The sequence below is a fragment of the Enterobacter pseudoroggenkampii genome (genome assembly GCF_026420145.1).
GTDB lineage: Bacteria > Pseudomonadota > Gammaproteobacteria > Enterobacterales > Enterobacteriaceae > Enterobacter > Enterobacter pseudoroggenkampii.
In genome coordinates, this window is record NZ_JAPMLV010000002.1 from 191,605 (window position 1) to 213,072 (window position 21,468).

Here is a 21,468-nt window from a genome sequence, read left to right on the forward strand (position 1 = left end):
CCCGGAATCGCTTCCGGGCTTTTGCGGATGAAAATCTGAGAACAGATTAACGGGTCAAATCATCGAAGAATTTTTTGACGCCATCGAAGAAGCTTTTGGAACGCGGGCTGTTTTTCTCACCCGTCGGGCCACCAAAGCTCTCCTGCAGCTCTTTCAGCAGCTGTTTCTGCTTGTCGTTCAGGCCAACCGGCGTTTCAACGACGACGCGGCACAGCAGGTCGCCCTGCGCACCACCGCGAACGGACTTAACGCCTTTCCCGCGCATGCGGAACAGCTTACCGGTCTGGGTTTCACCAGGCACTTTCAGGTTCACGCGGCCATCCAGCGTCGGTACTTCGATTTCACCACCGAGTGCCGCCATCGCGAAGTTGATCGGCACTTCGCAGTACAGGTTATTACCTTCGCGCTCGAAGATGGCGTGCTGCTTCACCTGCACCTGAACGTACAGATCGCCTGCCGGTGCGCCGTGTTCACCTGCTTCACCTTCACCCGCCAGACGAATGCGGTCGCCCGTATCGACGCCAGCCGGGATTTTAACGGAGAGGGTCTTGGTTTTCTCAACGCGACCGTGGCCGTGGCATTTGGTGCACGGATCTTTAATCAGCGTACCGCGACCGTGGCAGTGCGGACAGGCCTGCTGTACCGCGAAGAAGCCCTGACGCATCTGTACCTGACCAGAGCCGTGACAGGTTGGACAGGTCTGAGGCTGTGTACCTGCTTTCGCGCCGCTGCCGTGGCAAACGTCACACTCTTCCAGCGTCGGAATACGGATCTCTTTGGTGACACCGCGAACGGCCTCTTCCAGCGTCAGCTCCATGTTGTAGCGCAGGTCCGCGCCGCGCGCCGCGCGCTGACGACCACGGCCACCGCCGAAGATGTCGCCAAACACATCGCCAAAGATATCGCTGAAGTCAGCGCCGCCGCCAAAGCCGCCGCCACCGAATCCACCGCCGCCCATGCCGCCCTGTTCAAAGGCTGCGTGACCGTACTGGTCATAGGCCGCACGTTTTTGTGCATCGGTCAGGACTTCGTAGGCTTCTTTGATCTCTTTAAATTTGGCTTCAGCCTCTTTATCACCCTGGTTACGGTCCGGGTGGAATTTCATGGCCAGGCGCTTATACGCCTTTTTGATTTCACGCTCTTCCGCAGTTTTCGGAACGCCTAAAATCTCGTAATAGTCTTGCTTTGCCATTGGTTTTTTTAAGCCCCTTAACATGCGAGCACGGGCGTGGAGAGTTCTCCTACGCCCGTGCCGATTAATTACCCTGCATCAGGGCGATTATTTTTTATCTTTAACTTCTTCGAACTCAGCGTCGACAACGTCGTCGTCTTTCGCGTTGTTCGCCGAAGCGTCAGCGCCCGCCTGCTGTTGAGCGTGCTGCTGCTGAGCGATTTCCATCAGCTTCTGAGAAGCCTGCGCCAGTTCCTGCATCTTCGCTTCGATGTCCGCTTTGTCTTCACCTTTCAGTGAGGATTCCAGCGCACTCAGTGCAGCTTCGATAGCAGTCTTGTCTTCCGCTGGCAGTTTATCGCCTGCTTCTTCAACCTGCTTACGGGTGCTGTGCAGCAGATGGTCACCCTGGTTACGGGTCTGAACCAGCTCTTCGAACTTACGGTCGGATTCCGCGTTAGCTTCGGCATCGCGAACCATTTTTTCGATTTCCGCTTCGTTCAGGCCAGAAGATGCCTTGATGGTGATCTTCTGCTCTTTACCGCTGTTTTTGTCTTTCGCAGACACGTGCAGGATACCGTCAGCATCGATGTCGAAGGTCACTTCGATCTGCGGCATGCCGCGCGGTGCCGGGTTAATACCGTCCAGGTTGAACTGACCCAGAGATTTGTTATCCGCCGCACGCTTACGCTCACCCTGAATCACATGGATGGTTACCGCAGACTGGTTGTCTTCAGCGGTAGAGAACACCTGGCTGTGTTTCGTCGGGATGGTGGTGTTTTTGTTGATGAGCGCAGTCATCACACCGCCCATGGTTTCGATACCCAGAGACAGCGGGGTAACGTCCAGCAGCAGTACGTCTTTAACTTCACCGGTCAGTACGCCACCCTGAACCGCAGCACCGATTGCAACTGCTTCGTCCGGGTTAACGTCTTTACGTGGCTCTTTACCAAAGAACTCAGCCACTTTCTTCTGAACCATTGGCATACGGGTCTGACCACCGACCAGGATAACGTCCTGGATATCGGATACGGACAGGCCAGCATCCTGCAGAGCAACTTTCAGCGGCTCGATAGAACGGTTCACCAGGTCTTCTACCAGGCTTTCCAGTTTCGCACGGGTCACTTTAATGTTCATGTGTTTAGGACCGGTCGCGTCTGCAGTGATGTATGGCAGGTTCACATCGGTCTGCTGAGCGGAAGACAGCTCGATCTTCGCTTTCTCAGCGGCTTCTTTCAGGCGCTGCATAGCCAGCGGGTCGTTACGCAGGTCAATGCCCTGATCTTTCTTGAACTCGTCAACGAGGTAGTTGATCAGACGGGTATCGAAGTCTTCACCACCCAGGTGGGTATCACCGTTGGTTGCCAGAACTTCGAAGGTTTTTTCGCCGTCAACTTCGTCGATTTCGATAATAGAGATATCGAAGGTACCACCACCCAGGTCGTAAACCGCGATAGTACGGTTGCCAACTTCTTTATCCAGACCGTAAGCCAGTGCAGCCGCGGTTGGTTCGTTGATGATACGTTTTACTTCCAGACCTGCGATACGGCCAGCATCTTTGGTTGCCTGACGCTGAGCATCGTTGAAGTAGGCAGGTACGGTGATAACAGCTTCAGTTACCGGCTCACCCAGGTAATCTTCAGCGGTTTTCTTCATTTTCTTCAGCACTTCAGCAGAAATCTGCGGTGGTGCAGTTTTAGCGCCTTTCACATCAAGCCATGCATCGCCGTTATCTGCCGCGATGATTTTGTAAGGCATGATGGAAACGTCACGCTGAACTTCTTCGTCCTGGAAGCGGCGACCGATCAGGCGTTTAATCGCAAACAGGGTGTTTTGCGGGTTTGTCACTGCCTGACGTTTAGCCGGCTGACCAACCAGAGTTTCACCATCCTGGGTATAAGCAATGATAGAAGGCGTGGTGCGATCGCCCTCGGCGTTCTCCAGCACGCGTGCAGTAGTGCCATCCATAATCGCTACACAAGAGTTGGTAGTACCCAGGTCGATACCAATAATTTTACCCATCTAAACGTCTCCACTAAAAATTCAGTCAACATGTGGTTGTGTACCTGTAATAAGGGCAGAACGTGCTTTTTCAACTGCCCAGATTTGATTTTTTTCAGGTCCACACACTGCGGTTGACTACAAGATGGGGTCGCGACGGCATCCATCAAGGGGGAATGATAAAAAAAATTTTAATTTCACCCTGATGAGATCATAGACGCCATCGATTGCGCCCATTATGATGCCGCGCCCAGTCAGGGAGAACTGACGCGGGTTTAACCATTTCACCATATTAATGATGATTTTTTTGAGGACTTATGGGCAACACTAAGTTGGCTAATCCGGCTCCGCTGGGCCTGATGGGTTTTGGCATGACCACTATCCTGCTGAACCTGCACAATATCGGGATGTTCCCGATGGATGGCATCATCCTGGCGATGGGCATTTTTTACGGCGGTATCGCGCAAATCTTCGCGGGCCTGCTGGAATATAAGAAAGGCAATACCTTCGGCTTAACCGCCTTCACCTCTTACGGTTCTTTCTGGCTGACCCTGGTTGCCATTCTGCTGCTGCCTAAAATGGGCATGGCTGACGCGGCAAACGCCCACTTCCTGGGCGTTTACCTGGGCCTGTGGGGCGTCTTCACCCTGTTCATGTTCTTCGGTACCCTGAAAGGCAACCGCATGCTGCAGTTCGTCTTCCTGAGCCTGACCGTCCTGTTCGCCCTGCTGGCGATTGGTCATCTGGTGGATAACGAAGGCATCGTTCATGTTGCAGGCTGGATTGGTCTGGTTTGCGGCGCAAGCGCTATCTACCTGGCAATGGGTGAAGTGCTGAACGAGCAGTTTGACCGCACCGTTTTACCGATTGGTGAAAAACACTGATCCCTCTGTCGTGCCCGCCCCGCGGGCACCACAATACCCCCCCTCGCGGCCACGACATTCCCCCGCCTGACGAAGCCAAAATCCTAATACCAGCCCCATCACCGACAGCGCCAGCACGTACCAGGCCGGAGCCAGGGGAGACACGCCCATCAGCACGGTGACCGCAATCGGCGTTAGCCCGCCGAAAATGGCATACGACACGTTATAAGAGAACGAGATCCCGGTGAAACGAACTTCCGGCGGGAAAGCTCGCACCATGACGTAAGGCACAGCCCCCACTACGCCCACGCACAGCCCTACCACGCCGTACAGCAGGAACAGCTGTTCAGGATGGCTGCCCGCAAGATGGTAAAACGCCCAGCTTGATGCGGCCAGTAGCAGGCTACCGATGATAAAGGTAACGCTGGCACCAAAACGATCCGCCGCCAGCCCGGCGGCCAGACAGCCAAAGCAGAGCATGATTGTCGCGATACTGTTCGCCTGTAACGTCACAGCAGGGGCGAAACCGTACTGCTTTTGCAGCCAGACCGGGGACATCAATATCACCACCACAATGCCCGCCGAGAGCAGCCAGGTCAGCAGCATCGATACCACCACCGCTTTTTTATGGCGTACCACAACCGCCTTCACCGGCAGCTCCTGCGCCAGCGCTTTGCGCTGCTGCATCTCGAGGAAAATCGGCGTCTCCTGCAGCCAGCGGCGCAGGTACATCGCGACCAGACCAAACGCTCCGCCCAGCAGGAACGGAATACGCCAGCCCCAGTCGTGCACGGCCTGCTGCGTCATGCTGGTATTCACAATTGTTGCGACCACCGAGCCGAGCAGGATCCCGACCGTCAGCCCCGCCGTTAAGGTTCCGCAGGCGATACCAATGCGGCGCACGGGAACATGTTCCGCGACAAACACCCACGCGCCCGGCACTTCACCGCCAATCGCCGCCCCCTGCAGGACGCGCATCAGCAACAGCAGCAACGGCGCGAGAATGCCCATCGAGGCATAGGTAGGCAGCAGACCAATGGCCAGCGTCGGCACGGCCATCAGCAGGATGCTAAGGGTAAACATCTTCTTACGGCCGACCAGATCGCCAAAGTGGGCCATGATGATGCCGCCCAGCGGACGCGCCAGATACCCGGCGGCAAATATGCCGAAGGTTTGCACCTGACGCAGCCACTCCGGGATATCTGCCGGGAAGAAGAGCTCCCCCACCACGGCGGCGAAGAAGACGAAGATGATAAAGTCGTAAAACTCCAGCGCGCCGCCCAGGGCCGCGAGCGTGAGGGTTTTGTAGTCCTGTCGATTCAGAGGTCGGGTGTTATGTGACATAGCGAACCATTATGCGTGTGTTGTGGATTTATTTTTACAGCATTCGTAAAGAAAAAATTACTATACCGTAAAAGCTTCACCACGCTATCGCCGCTTCAGCTAATGTCACATATTGGTTAATTTCAGGAGATTGTTTCGCGATGTGCGTTTTTCGGGCGAAAAGCTGCTACCACTTTCTCATCGGTTTCCACATAGGGACCGTCAAGCAGCTGTATACAATACGGTACACTTGCAAAGATGCCATGAACGAGGACGCTGCCATCTTCTGCTTTAAGCCCTTCCAGCGTCTCTTTAATCGACTTCGGCTGGCCCGGCAGGTTCAGGATCAACGCCTGCTTGCGGATCACCCCCACCTGGCGGGAAAGAATGGCCGTCGGAACAAAGTGTAGACTGATCTGGCGCATCTGTTCGCCGAAGCCAGGCATTTCGCGATCGGCGATAGCCAGCGTCGCGTCCGGCGTCACGTCGCGGCGCGCGGGGCCGGTTCCGCCCGTCGTCAGAACAAGGTGGCAGCTCATCTCATCCACCAGCTCGCAAAGCGTCTGCTCGATGATCGGCTGTTCGTCAGGGATCAGGCGGGTCTGAATGTCAAAGGGGGTGGTCAGCGCGCTGCTCAACCACGCTTCCAGAGCGGGGATGCCTTTATCCTGGTAAACACCGCTGGAGGCGCGGTCAGAAATCGACACTAAGCCGATGCGTAAGGTATTCATATCCATTCCATTCAAAGAGTACTGATTAAAGGGAATGATACACGCAGAGAGGAGATTCAGACAGGGGACGAAAGAAGTCGCGTGACCGGGAGCCCGGTCACGCAGAATGATTACAGCAGGTCGCCGATCATTTTTTCCAGTTTGCCCTGGTCAACAGCAAACTTACGGATACCGTCCGCCAGTTTGTCTACAGCCATTGGATCCTGGTTGTGCTGCCACAGGAACTCGGATTCCGTGATGCGCTCTGGGCGCGCTTTCACTTCACCGGTGTAAGACAGTTTACGCTCCAGAGTACCTTCGCTTTCAGCCAGCTCTTTCAGCAGTGCAGGCGCGATGGTCAGGCGGTCACAGCCAGCCAGCTCGATGATTTCACCGACGTTACGGAAGCTTGCGCCCATAACCACAGTCTCATAGCCGTGCTGTTTGTAGTATTCGTAGATTTCAGTCACAGAAATCACGCCTGGATCTTCAGCCGGTGCGTACTCTTTTTTATCGGTGTTGGCTTTGTACCAGTCCAGAATACGGCCCACGAACGGAGAAATCAGGTATACGCCTGCTTCTGCACATGCACGCGCCTGCGCGAAGGAGAACAGCAGGGTCAGGTTACAGTTGATACCGTCTTTTTCCAGCTGCTCTGCCGCGCGAATACCCTGCCAGGTAGAAGCCAGTTTGATCAGGATACGGTCGTTGCTGATGCCCGCGTCGTTGTACATTTTGATCAGACGTTTCGCTTTGGCGATAGACGCTTCGGTGTCGTAGGAGAGACGCGCATCCACTTCGGTAGAGATACGGCCAGGAACCAGTTTCAGGATTTCCAGACCGATGTTCACTGCCAGTTTGTCGGTGGCATCCACAACCTGCTGCGCGCGGTCGTTGCTCTGTGCTTTCGCCCAGGTCACTGCGTCGTCAATCAGTTTGCGATACTCAGGGATCTGTGCGGCGTTAAGGATCAGAGAAGGGTTGGTTGTGGCATCCTGCGGCTGGTACAGCTTCATTGCCGCGATATCTCCGGTGTCAGCTACGACAGTGGTGAACTGACGAAGGGAGGTCAATTTATCCGTCATGATAGTGTTTCTCTTTTAACGTGCCCTGGATAATTCACGCTACCGACAGCATGCCTGCAGCGGAAAAATGACAGGTTTACTTGTTAGGGGGATGTAACCGGTCTGCCCTGATGATAACACGACGGAGGGGTAGCGCAACCGCAGACAGTGCGCTTAGGCAGAGTATGGTAAACTCGGAAGATTAACAGGCTGCTAAGCAACAGCATGCCCAATCAGTGGTAGCGCTTACATATTCACATTGGCATCAACAAGAGGGACGTTAATGCCTGATTTCTTTTTCTTTATTAACGAAGTCCTCTGGGGTTCGATAATGATTTACCTGCTTCTGGGAGCAGGTATTTGGTTTACGCTACGCAGTGGGTTTATCCAGTTTCGCTATATTCGCAAGTTTGGCAGAAGTCTGAAAAACAGCGTTACGCCCCAGCCGGGTGGATTAACGTCGTTCCAGGCGCTCTGTACCAGCCTGGCGGCACGTCTCGGCAGCGGCAATCTGGCGGGCGTTGCGCTGGCCATCAGCGCCGGTGGGCCAGGCGCGGTCTTCTGGATGTGGGTGACGGCGCTACTCGGAATGGCCACCTCCTTTGCCGAAAGTTCGCTTGCACAACTCTATAAAGAGAAAGATAAACACGGCCAGTTTCGCGGTGGTCCTGCCTGGTACATGGCGCGTGGCCTGGGGATGCGCTGGATGGGCGTCCTGTTCTCGGTTTTTTTACTGCTCGCGTACGGCCTCATTTTTAATACCGTCCAGGCAAATTCTGTCGCCAATGCCCTGAGCTACGCCTTCTCCTGCCCGGAGTGGGTCGCCGGTATTGCTTTAGCCCTCATCGTTCTGCTCACCATTTCTGCCGGTCTTAAGGGCATCGCCCGCCTGATGCAGTGGCTGGTGCCCATTATGGCGTTGCTCTGGGTTGCCGCGAGCCTGTTTGTTGCCGCACTGCATCTCGAGCAGGTGCCGGGCGTGATTGCCACCATCGTCAAAAGCGCCTTTGGCTGGCGCGAAGTGGCCTCCGGGGCGCTGGGCTACACCTTCAGCCAGGCGCTGATGGCGGGCTTTCAGCGGGGCATGTTCTCCAATGAAGCCGGTATGGGGTCAACCCCCAACGCGGCCGCCGCCGCCTCTTCCTGGCCGCCGCACCCGGCCGCACAAGGCATTGTGCAGATGATTGGCGTCTTTACCGATACCATTATCATCTGTTCCGCCAGCGCCATGATTTTGCTGCTGGCAGGCCCCGTCCCACATTCCTCAGGAACCGCCGGGATACAGCTTCTCCAGCAGGCGCTGGTGAACCTGACCGGCGGCTGGGGTGCAGGGTTTGTCTCGCTCATTCTGATCTTGTTTGCCTTCAGCTCGATAGTGGTGAATTACCTCTACGCCGAAAATAACCTTATTTTCCTGAAGCTCGACTCCCGCGCTGCAATCGGAACCCTGCGTCTCGGGGTCGTCCTGATGGTGATAGCAGGCTCCCTGCTCAGTATGCCGCTGGTCTGGCAGCTGGCCGATATCATTATGGCGCTGATGGCGATCACTAACCTCACGGCAATCCTGCTGCTCTCGCCCGTGGTGACCCTGATTGCCAGAGACTATCTTCGTCAGCGCAAACTGGGTGTTCCGCCGGTATTTGATCCCGCCCGCTATCCCGATATTAAGGCGCAGCTTGCCCCCGGCACGTGGGATGATTTGCCGCGGCAATAACAGCTATCGATCAATTCGGGGCGATTTTTTGCTAAAGTCGCTCTAAATTTCCTGCAAGGACTGGATATGCTGATTCTGATTTCACCTGCAAAAACGCTCGACTACCAGAGCCCACTCGCCACCGAGCGCTATACCCAGCCTGAACTGCTGGACTACTCGCAACAGCTGATCCGCGAAGCGCGCAAGCTCTCTGCACCGCAGATCGCCTCACTGATGAGCATCAGCGACAAGCTGGCCGATCTGAACGCGACCCGCTTTCACGAGTGGCACCCGGATTTCACCCCCTCTAACGCTCGCCAGGCGATTCTGGCGTTTAAAGGCGATGTCTATACCGGCCTGCAGGCGGAAGATTTTAGCGAAGCCGATTTCGATTTTGCCCAGCAGCATCTGCGCATGCTGTCGGGTCTGTACGGCGTACTGCGCCCGCTGGATCTGATGCAGCCCTATCGTCTGGAGATGGGGATTCGTCTGGAGAATGCCAAAGGCAAAGATCTGTACCATTTCTGGGGCGATATCATCACCGATAAGCTGAACGCGGCACTGCGCGCTCAGGGCGATAACGTGGTGATTAACCTGGCATCCGATGAATACTACAAGTCAGTGAAGCCGAAAAAGCTGGATGCAGAGATTATCAAACCGGTGTTCCTCGACGAGAAGAACGGTAAGTTCAAGGTGATCAGCTTCTACGCCAAGAAAGCGCGTGGCCTGATGAGCCGCTACATCATCCAGAACCGTCTGACGAAGCCGGAGCAGCTGACCGCCTTCAACAGCGAAGGCTATTTCTTTGACGAGGCGTCGTCAGGGAAAGGCGAGCTGGTGTTTAAGCGCCACGAGCAGTAAAAACAAACCCCGCCAGCTGGCGGGGTTTTGCATTAATGGTGTTTCCAGTCAGGGCCGCGATCGTCGCGGTGGTCATCGTGGTGATGGTCGTCATGGCGATCGTCATGTTTACGATGCTCATCATGCGGACGCCAGTGGTTATCGCGCCAGTCATAATGCGCTTTCCACCAGTCGTGGTCGCGCCAGCGGCCGCCGTCCCAGTAGTGACCGTTATTATCCTGGTCGCCAATCTGCAGTTTGACCGCAGGCACAAGGGTGATTTCGGATGCCTGTACCGCCATGGGAGCGACCAGCATCAGTGAAAGCGCAATCAGCACAGGTTTCAGTGTAGACATCGGTGACTCCTTATTATCTTTGCCCAACGTGGGCCGATGTAAGGAGAGTACGCGAGGGGAACGGGGGATGTTATTCTCTGCAATCCTAAACGCTAAGTGACCGCATTTATTGGGAATTTCTGCTTTTTCCCTGCTATTTTTCTCCTTAATTTCTTCACAAAAAAGCCGGGTGGCGGCTTCGCCTTACCCGGCCTACTTTCTGAGCCGTTGTAGGTCGGGTAAGGCGTAGCCGCACCCGACAAAAATTATGCTCGGGTCATCATCAGCTTACGCAGCGCGGCAAAGTCTGCCGGCAGCTCATGTGACAGCAGCGGCAGGTCGGCACGCTCGGCCAGCTCTTTCGGCAGCGGCAGCGTTTCGCCCAGGATCGCTTCCACGCTCTCTTTAAACTTCGCCGGATGCGCGGTGCCCAGGAACAGGCCATATTCACCCGGGTTAAGCTGGTCGCGCAGCGCGCGGTAAGCAATCGCCGCATGCGGTTCAGAGGTATACCCCACCGCCTTCAGCTCGCGCATGGTCGCTTTGGTGGTTTCATCCGTCACCGCGGCGTAGCCCAGATCGCCCAGACGCCAGATCTTACGGCGGAACAGCTCTTCCACGCGTGGCCAGTTGTTCGGCTGGCTCACGTCCATGGCGTTAGAGAGCGTTGCCTGCGTGGCGTTCGGCGCCCACTTCCCGTCTTTCAGGAAGCGCGGCACGGTGTCGTTAGCGTTGGTGGCGGCGATAAAGCGTTTCACCGGCAGACCCAGGGATTTCGCCAGCAGGCCAGCCGTCAGGTCACCAAAGTTACCGCTCGGCACGGAGATCACCAGCTGGTTACGCGCTTCCTGCGGCAGCTGCGCCACCGCTTCGAAGTAGTAGCAGATCTGCGCCAGCAGACGGCTGATGTTGATAGAGTTGGCAGAGTTCAGACCCAGGGCCACCTTCAGCTCTTCGTCGTCGAAGGCCTGCTTGACCAGCGCCTGACAGGCATCGAAATCACCGTCAATTGCCACGGTTTCAATGTTGCCGCCGAGCGTACAGAACAGTTTTTCCTGCAGCGGGCTGATTTTGCCTTTCGGATAGAGGATCACCACGCGGACGTTTTTCAGGCCGTAGAACGCGTGCGCCACCGCCGCACCGGTATCCCCGGAGGTCGCGGTCAGGATGGTCACCGGCTTGTCGCCGCTGATGTGGGTCAGCATCTGCGCCATAAAGCGGCCGCCGAAGTCTTTGAACGCCAGGGTCGGGCCGTGGAACAGCTCCAGGCAGCCAACGTCAGGCTCCACCTGCTTCACCGGTGCCGGGAAAGCGAACGCCGCACGCACGCGCTCTTCCAGCAGCTCCTGAGGGATTTCGTCGCCGATAAACGCCGAAAGAATTTTAGTGCTGCGGGTGACAAAGTCCTGCTTCAGCAGTTCGTCGATGTCGGTCAGGTGGAATTCCGGCAGGTCATGCGGGAAGAACAGCCCCTGGTTTTTGCCCAGCCCCTGAGTGACCGCCTGCGCGAAGCTGACCTGCTCGTTATGATCTTTAAGGTTATAGAGTTTCATTGATTATCCCAGTACTCGTGCGCCAGCCGTGTCCAGACGGCAAATATGAACAAAGCCTTCCTGATTTTGCAGGTAGTGTTTAGAGAGCCAGTCCGCCACGCGCTGCGCGGTATCAGGTTTGTCGCACAGGGCGAACAGCGTCGGCCCGGAGCCGGAGATGCCGCACGCCTGCGCGCCGATATCCATCGATGCCTGTCGCGCCTCGTTAAAGCCGGGCAGCAGCTTCGTGCGGTACGGCTCGGCAATGACGTCCTTCATCAGTTTGGCCGCCAGCTGCGGCTGGCGGGTGTAGCAGGCGTGGATAAAGCCCGCCAGATGACGCCCGTGGGCAATACAGTCCTGACGACGATACTGCGCGGGCAGGATCGCACGCGCTTCCGCGGTTGAAACCTTGATACCCGGATAGGCCAGCACCCACAGCCACTCATCAAACCCTGGCACCTGCTGGCTGATGATGCCATTTTCTTCGATCATCAGCTGCATGCCGCCGAGGAAGCACGGCGCCACGTTGTCATAGTGAATGCTGCCGGAGATGCGCCCTTCCAGCTCGCCCATTAACCCCAGCAGGCGGTTGTTGTTCAGCGGCTTGCCGCAGTGCTCGTTCATCGCCACCAGCGCGGCGACCACCGAGCAGGCGCTGGAGCCCAGACCTGAGCCGATCGGCATACTTTTTTCCAGCGTCATGGCAACCGGCACGTTTTTGCCGATCTCCTGACAGAAGCGTTCCCAGCACTGATAGACGATATTTTCGCGCGGCTCAGACGGCAGTTTGCTGGCGAAGCGGCCCACGTTGTTCAGGCTGAAGCTGTCTGCCGCTTCAACCGTAACCGTATCGCCCAGCAGCGAACCATCCACCGGCGTCACCGCCGCACCCAGCACATCAAATCCGACGCTCATATTCGCGCTGGAAGCCGGGGCATAAACTTTGACCATGTTAAACTCCTAACTTCCATGACAGGGTACGCAGCAGATCGGCAAACACACCCGCCGCCGTAACATCGTTCCCTGCGCCATAGCCGCGAAGCACCAGCGGCAGTGGCTGATAATAGTGGCTGTAAAACGCGAGGGCGTTTTCGCCGTTTTTGACTTTGTACAGCGGGTCGTTGCCATCCACTTCAGCAATCTTCACCCGGCACACGCCATCTTCTTCAATGTTGCCAACATAGCGCAATACCTTACCTTCATCACGGGCTTTTGCAACGCGTGCGGCAAACGCGTCGTCAAGCTGCGGCAAACTGGCCATAAAGGCAGCGACATCACCGCTGCTGTCAAATTCTGCCGGCAGGACAGGCTCAATCACGATATCCGAAAGCTCAAGCTCGCGGCCCGTTTCGCGGGCGAGGATCAGCAGCTTGCGCGCCACGTCCATACCGGAAAGGTCATCACGCGGATCCGGCTCGGTATAGCCCAGCTCGCGCGCGGCGCGGGTGGCTTCCGAGAGGCTCATCCCCTCATCCAGCTTGCCGAAGATAAACGACAGCGAGCCGGAGAGAATGCCGGAGAAACGCTGCAGTTCGTCGCCCGCGTTAAGCAGGTTCTGCAGGTTCTCAATAACCGGCAGGCCTGCCCCAACGTTGGTGTCGTACAGGAACTTGCGGCGCGACTTGCTCGCCGCCAGACGCAGCTGGTGGTAGTAATCCATCGACGAGGTGTTGGCCTTTTTATTCGGCGTCACCACGTGGAAACCTTCGCGCAGGAAGTCCGCGTACTGATCGGCTACCGCCTGGTTCGAGGTGCAGTCGACGATGACCGGGTTAAGCAGGTGATACTCTTTTACCAGACGGATCAGGCGGCCCAGGTTGAACGGCTCTTTCGCCTCCTTCATCTCGGCCTGCCAGTTTTCCAGGTTCAGGCCGTGGACGTTGGTCAGCAGCGCTTTGGAATTCGCGATCCCGCAGACGCGCAGGTCGATGTGTTTCTTCTTCAGCCATTCCTGCTGACGCTTAACCTGCTCCAGCAGCGCGCCGCCGACGCCGCCGACGCCAATCAGGAACAGCTCGATAACCTGATCGGTGTTGAACAACATCTGGTGAACCACGCGTACGCCAGTGGTCGCGTCATCGTTGTCCACGACAACAGAAATTGAACGCTCAGACGAGCCCTGGGCAATCGCCACGATATTGATATTGGCGCGCGCCAGTGCGGCAAAGAATTTGGCGGAGATACCGCGCATGGTACGCATACCGTCGCCCACCACGGAGATGATCGCCAGACGCTCCTGAATAGAGAGCGGCTCCAGCAGCTCTTCTTTCAGCTCCAGATAGAACTCTTCCTCCAGCGCGCGACGGGCGCGCAGGCAGTCGGCCTGAGGCACGCAGAAGCTGATGCTGTATTCGGAAGAGGACTGGGTGATCAGCACAACAGAGATACCGTTGCGGGACATGGCCGCAAACACGCGCGCCGCCATGCCGACCATCCCCTTCATCCCCGGACCGGAGACGCTGAACATCGCCATGTTGTTGAGGTTGGAGATGCCTTTCACCGGCAGGCCGTCCTCATCGGTGCTCGCGCCAATCAGCGTACCCGGCGCCTGCGGGTTACCGGTATTTTTAATCAGGCAAGGGATCTGGAACTGGGCAATCGGGGAGATGGTACGCGGGTGAAGCACTTTGGCGCCGAAGTAGGAAAGCTCCATTGCTTCCTGGTACGACATCGACTTCAGCAGCCTGGCGTCCGGTACCTGGCGCGGGTCGCAGGTATAGACGCCGTCGACGTCAGTCCAGATCTCACAACAGTCCGCGCGTAAACAGGCGGCCAGCACGGCGGCGGAATAGTCGGAGCCGTTACGGCCCAGCACCACCAGCTCGCCCTTCTCGTTACCGGCGGTGAAGCCAGCCATCAGGATCATGTGGTCAGACGGAATTTTGCTGGCGGCGATACGGCGGGTTGATTCGGCAATATCAACGGTGGATTCGAGGTAGTGGCCCACCGCCAGCAGTTTTTCAACGGGATCGATCACGGTCACGCTATGGCCGCGCGCTTCCAGCACGCCCGCCATGATGGCGATAGAGAGTTTTTCGCCCCGGCAGATCAGCGCCGCGTTGATGCTGTCCGGACACTGGCCGAGAAGGCTGATGCCGTGCAGGACGTGTTTGATTTGGGCAAATTCCTGCTCAACGAAAGACTTCAGCTGAGCGTGCGGGAAGCCAGGCAGCGCCTCTGCCAGCCCTTGCAGCAGGTCAGCGAAGATACGCTCTGCGTCGCTGATGTTCGGGAGTGCATCCTGGCCACCGATGGTTTTTTCAATCATCGCCACCAGATGGTTCGTGATTTTTGCCGGGGCAGAGAGCACGGTCGCAACCTGCCCCTGCCTGGCGTTGCTTTCCAGGATATCGGCAACACGCAGAAAACGTTCTGCATTTGCCACTGATGTACCGCCGAACTTCAACACTCGCATGGTTCTACCTCGTTTCCTTTAGCCGAAAAAAAAGCCCGCACTGTCTAGGTGCGGGCTTTTTTTTGTTTTTCCTGTACGCGTCAGCCCGCATCGTTACCTGTGGTAATGATGATGGTTGTGGTAATGGTGGTGATGCTGATGCGTTTCATGGATGTTGTGTACTCTGTCATTATTATCTGTCTGTGCTGTATTCTTTTAGGGTTAAAGGATCGGGCACCTTAAGTCAACGAATTTTTAATTTGATCACAATTCGGGAGACTCTCACGTCCCGCTGCCGTCGGATTTATTTTCATCCGAATACCCCAAAAGCAACCCTTAGCATCAGATGATTACACCATAATAAAAATGTATTACAGCACTTTATTCGGCCAATTTTTTTTCAATATCGTGCAGCAAACGGTGCAGCATTGCCGTGTCGCGTTGCTCAAGACGGCCCAAACGCTGCTGTAACCAGTCGACCATTTTTTGATCGTCAGCCACACCCAGCTGCATGAGCAGGTTTTCCACGCGCGCGCGAAGTGCAGCCAGCTGGTTTTCATCGGTACCTGTAACAGGCGACTGCGGAATTTGTATTAAGGATGCTAATTGATAGCAATAGACCATCACCGCCTGGCCTAAATTGAGAGAAGGGTAATCTGCAACCATCGGCGCGCCTGTCAGCACATCCGCCAGTTCCAGTTCTTCATTGGTCAGCCCAGAATCTTCACGCCCAAACACCAGCGCCGATTTCTCCAGCCACTGGCTTTTCTCGCTCAGCATCGGCACCAGCTCCGCTGGCGTGGCATAGTAGTGAAACTTCGCCCGGCTGCGCGCCGTGGTTGCGACGGTAAACGAAATATCATGCAGCGCGTCGGCAAGCGTAGCGTAAGTTGTTATATTATCTAGAATATCTCCCGATCCGTGCGCCACCCAACGGGCGGCTGGCTCCAGGTGCGCCGTGCTGTCCACGATACGCAAATCGGTAAAACCCATGGTCTTCATAGCACGCGCCGCTGCGCCTATATTTTCTGCTCTGGCTGGGGCAACCAGTACAATCGACAGATGCATTTATGCTCTCTTTTTAATCAGTTAGCCGGTAAAAATGTGATGCACTTCAACATATTACGCAGCGCGAATTTACAAAATTGCAACACAAATCACCGAAATAGCGTTTCATAACAAATTAAAAACGCTAAACTATTCTGTGTCTGAACAATCAGTTAGAATGTTAACAGAACACTATTATCCTTATGTTTTATAATGATAATAGCGACATGAATACCCTATTCTGATTGGATTCGCTTCGTTTATAAATCAATGTCCGCAACTAGTTGGTTTATTGAAAAATTGTGACAAAGGCTAGCATTCGGCTACGATGATTTCATCAAACTGTTAACGTGCTACAATTGAACTTGATATATGTCAACGAAGCGTAGTTTTATTGGGTGTCTGGTGTCACTTAGCCTGTTATGTTGCTGTTAAAATGGTTAGGATGACAGCCGTTTTTGACACTGTCGGGTCCAAAGGGAAAGTACCCAAGACCAAGCTAATGATGTTGTTGACGTTGATGGAAAGTGCATCAAGAACGCAATTACGTACTTTAGTCACGTTAAGCCGATCATGTTAATTTGCGACATGCATCAGGCAGGTCAGGGACTTTTGTACTTCCTGTTTCGATTTAGTTGGCAATTTAGGTAGCAAACATGCAGACCCCGCACATTCTTATCGTTGAAGACGAGTTGGTAACACGCAACACGTTAAAGAGCATTTTCGAAGCAGAAGGCTACGATGTCTTTGAAGCGACCGATGGCGCAGAGATGCATCAGATCCTTTCTGAAAATGATATCAACCTGGTGATCATGGATATTAACCTGCCGGGCAAAAACGGTCTTCTTCTGGCGCGCGAACTGCGCGAGCAGGCGAACGTCGCGTTAATGTTCCTGACGGGCCGTGATAACGAAGTTGATAAAATTCTTGGCCTGGAAATCGGTGCGGATGACTACATCACCAAGCCGTTCAATCCTCGCGAGTTAACCATTCGTGCACGCAACCTGCTGTCCCGCACCATGAACCTGGGTACGGTCAGCGAAGAGCGTCGTAGCGTAGATAGCTACAAATTCAACGGCTGGGAACTTGATATCAATAGCCGTTCACTGATTAGCCCGAACGGTGAGCAGTATAAACTGCCGCGCAGTGAATTCCGCGCGATGCTGCACTTCTGCGAAAACCCGGGCAAAATTCAGTCCCGTGCAGAGCTGCTGAAGAAAATGACCGGCCGTGAGCTGAAACCGCACGACCGTACCGTAGACGTGACCATCCGTCGTATTCGTAAGCACTTCGAATCTACGCCAGATACGCCGGAAATCATCGCCACGATCCACGGCGAAGGGTACCGTTTCTGCGGTGACCTGCAGGAATAATCCCGCAGTTAACGCATTAAAAAACGGCGCATTTGCGCCGTTTTTTTATTTCCAGATCCGCATCGTGTCGTTATCAGGCTCTGCGGGTGGCTCAGGTCGCTTCGGCTGAGAGAGCGAGTACCAGTCGAAATGTCGGGTCAGGTACATCACGGCGAACAGCGCCAGCGCGAGAACCGCTGACCCCAACAGCAGCGCGCTGTCCTCCGAGCGCAGCAGGAACCACATCACGACATCCAGCCCGAGCAGTGCCAGCACAAACAGCCCGCTGCGCTTCCAGCTTTTCAGCACGGCCTGCAGGTACATTCCGTTCATCGCTGCGCCCACCAGACTTGCAACAACCCAGGCTGGTGTAAACCCGACGTGTTCAGACAGCGCCAGCAGCACCAGATAGAACAGGACCAGCGACAGCCCCACCAGCAGATACTGCATCGGGTGAAGGCGTAATCCGGTTAAGGTTTCGAAGACAAAGAAGGCCATAAACGTCAGCGCAATCAGCAAAATAGCGTACTTGATCGCACGGTCAGTCAGCTGATACTGATCGGCGGGCGTGGCTACCGTGACGCTAAAGGCCGGGAGCGCCTCCCACTCCGGCGACTCCTTGTCGTAGAACCAGCTCTCAAGGTTATTTGCAAACCAGCTGCTCTGCCAGTTCGCCTGGAAACCAGACTCGCCTATCTGATGCTTAACAGGGAGATAATCGCCCATAAAACCCGGATGCGGCCAGTTGCTGTTAAGCGTCATTTCGCTATTACGCCCTACCGGTACCACCGCAAAACTGCCGGTTCCGGCCAGAGTGAGGGACATCTCAAGCGTAAACGTTTTGGCTTCCAGCGCTTTGTCGGTCAGCGGGATGTGGATCCCCGCAAGCGCCCCGTAGACGCCTGAACCGGGTTCCACGCTTAGCGTCTCACCATTGATTTTAGAGATACTGACCGTGCCAATGCCCCGCGCGTCGCCAACGCCCGTCACGATAAACGGCTGCCCTGTCGCGATCGTTTCCCCTTTCAGCTGCTTCAGCTCGTCGGTATTAAACTGCGCTTTGATCTTCAGGTCAGTGTTCCAGATTTGCCCGTCATAGATGCCAATATTGCGGGACTCCACGCGCTGGTTCCCTTCCACAACCAGAGATTCCGGCAGAATGAAGTGCATATAGCTTTTCTTGTACTCGACCTTCTTCTCGTCCTCTATCTTGTAAAAAATCTCCGTCATCGGAATCGCAATCATCGGACCGACCAGCTTTTGCGGTCCGCTGGTACTCTGGCGAAGCGTATTTTCGACATCGTTGCGGTAGCTCTCCCGCTCTGATATCAGGTTACTGACCATAAAAAGCGGGACTAACAGCAGCAGAATGCACCCCAGCAGGGTGCTTACTTTCCAGAACAGGGGGGATTTCATCATTACGTCTCCTTTGTGATGAGGAGAGCGTAACCAGGCTGTGTGGGGTCAGTTTGAAGTTATGTGAAGGGACGGTGAAGTGTCAGCGTGGCCATCACGCCGCCTTCATCACGATTACGCAATGTAATCTCTCCCTGATGCAGACGCGCCACCTCCTGGACAAACGCCAGCCCGAGCCCGCTGCTCTTCAACCCGTTCTCGCGCGGCAGGGAATAAAAACGCTCAAAAATTCGCTCCAGCGCGTAATCCGGGATCCCGCTTCCGCTGTCGGTGACGAGAAGCTGTATCTGCCCGTGCTCCTCCCGGGCCGCCAGTTCAATGGCACCGCCCTGAGGTGTAAAATCGATAGCGTTATCCAGCAAATTGCCGAGCGCCTGTTCGAGCAGATCGGGATCGCCTTCAACATGAAGCGAAGCGGGCTGGAGGGTCAGCGCAATCTCTTTTGCCGCCAGCACCGCCGAGCGCGCATCGGCAAGCCGCGTAAACAGCAGATCGACGCGGACGGTCTGAGGCGTAATCTCGACCCGATTTTCAAGCCGCGCCTGAGTGAGCAGTTTTTCAACCAGCGACTGCATGCGCGCGTTTTGCACCAGAATATTATCGATAAACCGCGCGGCCACCTGCGGCGGCGGCTGCTCGGAGAGAATTTCCGCCGCGCCGCGTATGGCGGCGATGGGGCTTTTCAGTTCGTGGGTCAGCGCATGGACATAGCGTTCAATGTAGTTTTTCCCTTCAAGGCGAATGCGCATATTCTCCAGCGCCTGGGCCAGCTTGTGCAGTTCGCTGCTGCCAGGATTAGGCAGCGGGAGAGGCGTATCCGTGGTCACCGAGTCGGCATAGCGCGATAACGTACCGATAGATCGATTGATCCACCATGCCACGACGAGGCCAATCAGCAGGGCAATGCCGAGCAGCGCCCCGCCAGCCCACAGTATCCGTCGCTCGCTGCGGTGAATCACCGGCGCCATCGCGCTGTTCGGTTTCCCCACCGACAGCACGCCGATAATCTTGCCCTGATCCACAACCGGCGCGGCAACATACATCACCGTACTCTCCGGATCGTCGGGATGGCTCTGGGTACTGCGCGCGCCGTATTCGCCGCGAAGCGTCAGCCAGACATCGTTCCAGCGCGAGTAATCTTGCCCCACGGCCAGACCGGCGGAATCAAACACGACCCTGCCCCGCGCATCGGTCATGTAGACGTGATACTCGTTACGCACTTTATGGATCCCGCCGATATTGGCGCGGAAAGGGCGCTGATGAAGCTGGGAAAAGGACTGTGCCAGCTTGCCCTGCTGCGCGTGACCCGAAAGCAAATCATCACGTCCGATTTCGGCCAACAGGGTCGCGGTATCGATTAACGTGCCCTCGGTTGCCCTACGCACCCCAGGCTTTACTTCCTGAACAAAGATCGACAGCACAAACCACGCGGCGATGGCCACGATCAGGAAGTATCCCAGCAATAGCCGCATACCAATGCGCATCAGTAAAGGCCCAGACTGTAGCCCATACCGCGATGGGTGCTGATGGGTGACAGTTCTTCGTTCACCGCCCGCAGCTTGGCACGCAGGTTTTTGATGTGGGTGTCCACGGTACGATCGAAGCTGTCGCCGTCTTCACCCCATACCTTGTCCATGAGCTGCTGACGCGAAAAGACCCGCCCGGGCGCCTGTAACAAGGTTTTGAGCAGCAAGAATTCGTAGCGGGTCAGGGGCAGTGCTTCCCCGCACCAGCTGATTCGCGCGGCAGGTTCGTTCAGTTCAAACTGCCCGATACGTAACGTTTCTGATGGTGCGGCGGATTTTTGCATGCGCCGTAAAATCGTCCGCACCCGGGCGCAGACTTCACGAGGGGAGAAAGGTTTCGCAACGTAGTCATCAGCGCCCATTTCCAGGCCAAGCAGCTTGTCTACCTCATCACTGCGCGCCGTCAGAAACAGCACGGGCAGTGAGGGATGCTGCGCCAGCAGCTGGCGACAAAGCTCAAATCCACTGATGTCCGGCAGTCCGACATCCAGAATGGCAAGCGCCGGAACCTGCCGCCGCGCCTCCTCCAGCACGGGTAAACCGCGTTCAAACGCCTTTACCGCGAATCCTTCCTGCTGAAGCATGTAGATCAGCGTATCGGCGATACTGGTTTCGTCTTCAACCAGCCAGACCACAGGTTGTTGCATGATTCATCCCTGAATTACTGCCAAGGCATAATTGGCACCGCGCTGATCGCGTTTTTCGGTGAGCCTTCCACCACTTTATCGGAATAGGCGAGGTAAGCCAGCGTGTTGCGTTTGGCATCATAAAAACGCACCACCTGCAGCTTTTTAAACACCAGCGAGGTCCGTTTCTGGAATACCACGTCGCCCTGCGCTTTGCCGTTTTTAATTTTATCGCTTAGCTCAACCGGCCCCACCTGCTGACACGAAATCGCCGCATCGGAGGTGTCTTCCGCCAGTCCCAGCCCGCCTTTGATACCGCCCGTTTTCGCGCGGCTGACATAGCAGGTGACGTTTTTCACGTCCGGATCGTCAAACGCCTCCACCACGATTTTGTGGTCCGGGCCAAACATTTTGAACACGGTATCGACGGAGCCAATCTGCTCAGCCTGCGCCGCGCGCCCGACCATCAGCATCAACGCGGTGAAGATCAAAGTCTTGTATTTCATATTGTTACCATTCTTTAAAATTACATTGAGCAATTATTCAACACTTTAGATAAAAATGTAGCAAGA

General features: G+C 55.7%; 20 protein-coding genes and 1 other annotated feature. Of the genes, 4 read left to right on the forward strand and 16 right to left on the reverse strand.

Annotated features, from left to right (window positions below; translation table 11 throughout):
* Nucleotides 1–46: 46 nt before the first annotated feature.
* Nucleotides 47–1,192 carry a molecular chaperone DnaJ gene (gene dnaJ, locus OTG14_RS14090; RefSeq protein ID WP_023310347.1) on the reverse strand — a complete coding sequence of 382 codons (1,146 nt, stop codon included), beginning with the start codon at nt 1,190–1,192 and terminating at the stop codon, nt 47–49.
* Nucleotides 1,193–1,279: 87 nt separating this feature from the next.
* Entirely contained in the window at nt 1,280–3,193 is a 1,914-nt protein-coding gene (gene dnaK, locus OTG14_RS14095; RefSeq protein ID WP_024907421.1) for a molecular chaperone DnaK, read from the reverse strand.
* A 296-nt stretch (nt 3,194–3,489) separates the two neighbouring features.
* Here dnaK and satP point away from each other — a divergent pair, with 296 nt between their 5' ends.
* Nucleotides 3,490–4,056, forward strand: coding sequence for an acetate uptake transporter (satP, locus tag OTG14_RS14100; protein ID WP_008502042.1), 567 nt, complete (start codon nt 3,490–3,492; stop codon nt 4,054–4,056).
* Here satP and OTG14_RS14105 read toward each other — a convergent pair.
* The 3 genes from OTG14_RS14105 to tal all read right to left on the reverse strand — a co-directional run bounded on the left by OTG14_RS14105 (nt 4,033) and on the right by tal (nt 7,153).
* The gene (locus tag OTG14_RS14105; RefSeq protein ID WP_267215263.1) at nt 4,033–5,379 is read right to left on the reverse strand and encodes an MFS transporter; all 1,347 of its coding nucleotides are present in this window, start codon (nt 5,377–5,379) and stop codon (nt 4,033–4,035) included. The two genes, satP and OTG14_RS14105, sit on opposite strands and share 24 nt — an antisense overlap.
* A 122-nt stretch (nt 5,380–5,501) precedes the next feature.
* Nucleotides 5,502–6,089 (reverse strand): molybdopterin adenylyltransferase, encoded by a 588-nt coding sequence (mog, locus tag OTG14_RS14110; RefSeq protein WP_061715986.1) that lies wholly within the window; start codon nt 6,087–6,089, stop codon nt 5,502–5,504.
* A 110-nt stretch (nt 6,090–6,199) separates the two neighbouring features.
* The gene (gene tal, locus OTG14_RS14115) at nt 6,200–7,153 is read right to left on the reverse strand and encodes a transaldolase (protein WP_024907418.1); all 954 of its coding nucleotides are present in this window, start codon (nt 7,151–7,153) and stop codon (nt 6,200–6,202) included.
* 262 nt (nt 7,154–7,415) lie between these two features.
* Here tal and OTG14_RS14120 point away from each other — a divergent pair, with 262 nt between their 5' ends.
* Together OTG14_RS14120 and yaaA are read left to right on the forward strand one after the other, a co-directional pair.
* Nucleotides 7,416–8,846, forward strand: coding sequence for an alanine/glycine:cation symporter family protein (locus OTG14_RS14120; RefSeq protein ID WP_267215264.1), 1,431 nt, complete (start codon nt 7,416–7,418; stop codon nt 8,844–8,846).
* A 66-nt stretch (nt 8,847–8,912) separates the two neighbouring features.
* Nucleotides 8,913–9,686 carry a peroxide stress protein YaaA gene (gene yaaA / locus OTG14_RS14125; RefSeq protein WP_061715988.1) on the forward strand — a complete coding sequence of 258 codons (774 nt, stop codon included), beginning with the start codon at nt 8,913–8,915 and terminating at the stop codon, nt 9,684–9,686.
* Between the two features lie 32 nt (nt 9,687–9,718).
* Here yaaA and OTG14_RS14130 read toward each other — a convergent pair whose 3' ends face one another.
* The 7 genes from OTG14_RS14130 to yjjY form a co-directional block, all read right to left on the reverse strand.
* A complete protein-coding gene (locus tag OTG14_RS14130; protein ID WP_045327616.1) occupies nt 9,719–10,021 on the reverse strand; it encodes a DUF2502 domain-containing protein in 303 nt (100 codons plus the stop codon).
* A 245-nt stretch (nt 10,022–10,266) separates the two neighbouring features.
* Nucleotides 10,267–11,553, reverse strand: coding sequence for a threonine synthase (thrC, locus tag OTG14_RS14135; RefSeq protein WP_024907414.1), 1,287 nt, complete (start codon nt 11,551–11,553; stop codon nt 10,267–10,269).
* A 3-nt stretch (nt 11,554–11,556) separates the two neighbouring features.
* Entirely contained in the window at nt 11,557–12,486 is a 930-nt protein-coding gene (thrB, locus tag OTG14_RS14140; RefSeq protein WP_032660770.1) for a homoserine kinase, read from the reverse strand.
* Nucleotide 12,487: 1 nt separating this feature from the next.
* Nucleotides 12,488–14,950 (reverse strand): bifunctional aspartate kinase/homoserine dehydrogenase I, encoded by a 2,463-nt coding sequence (gene thrA, locus OTG14_RS14145; protein WP_267215265.1) that lies wholly within the window; start codon nt 14,948–14,950, stop codon nt 12,488–12,490.
* Between the two features lie 24 nt (nt 14,951–14,974).
* Nucleotides 14,975–15,092 (reverse strand) — a sequence feature (Thr leader region).
* Nucleotides 15,031–15,099, reverse strand: a complete 69-nt coding sequence (gene thrL / locus OTG14_RS14150) for a thr operon leader peptide (protein WP_015572623.1) — start codon at nt 15,097–15,099, stop codon at nt 15,031–15,033. (Overlaps the previous feature by 62 nt.)
* Before the next feature lie 211 nt (nt 15,100–15,310).
* Nucleotides 15,311–15,997, reverse strand: coding sequence for a tRNA/rRNA methyltransferase (locus OTG14_RS14155; protein WP_267215266.1), 687 nt, complete (start codon nt 15,995–15,997; stop codon nt 15,311–15,313).
* A 399-nt stretch (nt 15,998–16,396) separates the two neighbouring features.
* Nucleotides 16,397–16,537, reverse strand: coding sequence for a YjjY family protein (gene yjjY / locus OTG14_RS14160; protein ID WP_085928893.1), 141 nt, complete (start codon nt 16,535–16,537; stop codon nt 16,397–16,399).
* A gap of 95 nt (nt 16,538–16,632) precedes the next feature.
* Here yjjY and arcA point away from each other — a divergent pair, with 95 nt between their 5' ends.
* Nucleotides 16,633–17,349 (forward strand): two-component system response regulator ArcA, encoded by a 717-nt coding sequence (arcA, locus tag OTG14_RS14165; protein WP_003856501.1) that lies wholly within the window; start codon nt 16,633–16,635, stop codon nt 17,347–17,349.
* 45 nt (nt 17,350–17,394) lie between these two features.
* Here the strand turns inward: arcA and creD are convergent, their stop codons facing one another.
* From creD to creA, 4 genes are read right to left on the reverse strand one after another with little or no spacing between them, the layout of a single operon-like run.
* Nucleotides 17,395–18,747 (reverse strand): cell envelope integrity protein CreD, encoded by a 1,353-nt coding sequence (gene creD, locus OTG14_RS14170; protein WP_267215267.1) that lies wholly within the window; start codon nt 18,745–18,747, stop codon nt 17,395–17,397.
* Nucleotides 18,748–18,803: 56 nt separating this feature from the next.
* Entirely contained in the window at nt 18,804–20,228 is a 1,425-nt protein-coding gene (creC, locus tag OTG14_RS14175) for a two-component system sensor histidine kinase CreC (RefSeq protein WP_267215268.1), read from the reverse strand.
* Entirely contained in the window at nt 20,228–20,917 is a 690-nt protein-coding gene (creB, locus tag OTG14_RS14180; RefSeq protein ID WP_267215269.1) for a two-component system response regulator CreB, read from the reverse strand. Before creB ends, creC begins: the two co-directional genes overlap by 1 nt.
* A 14-nt stretch (nt 20,918–20,931) precedes the next feature.
* Nucleotides 20,932–21,402, reverse strand: a complete 471-nt coding sequence (gene creA / locus OTG14_RS14185) for a protein CreA (protein WP_024907407.1) — start codon at nt 21,400–21,402, stop codon at nt 20,932–20,934.
* Nucleotides 21,403–21,468: the final 66 nt, after the last annotated feature.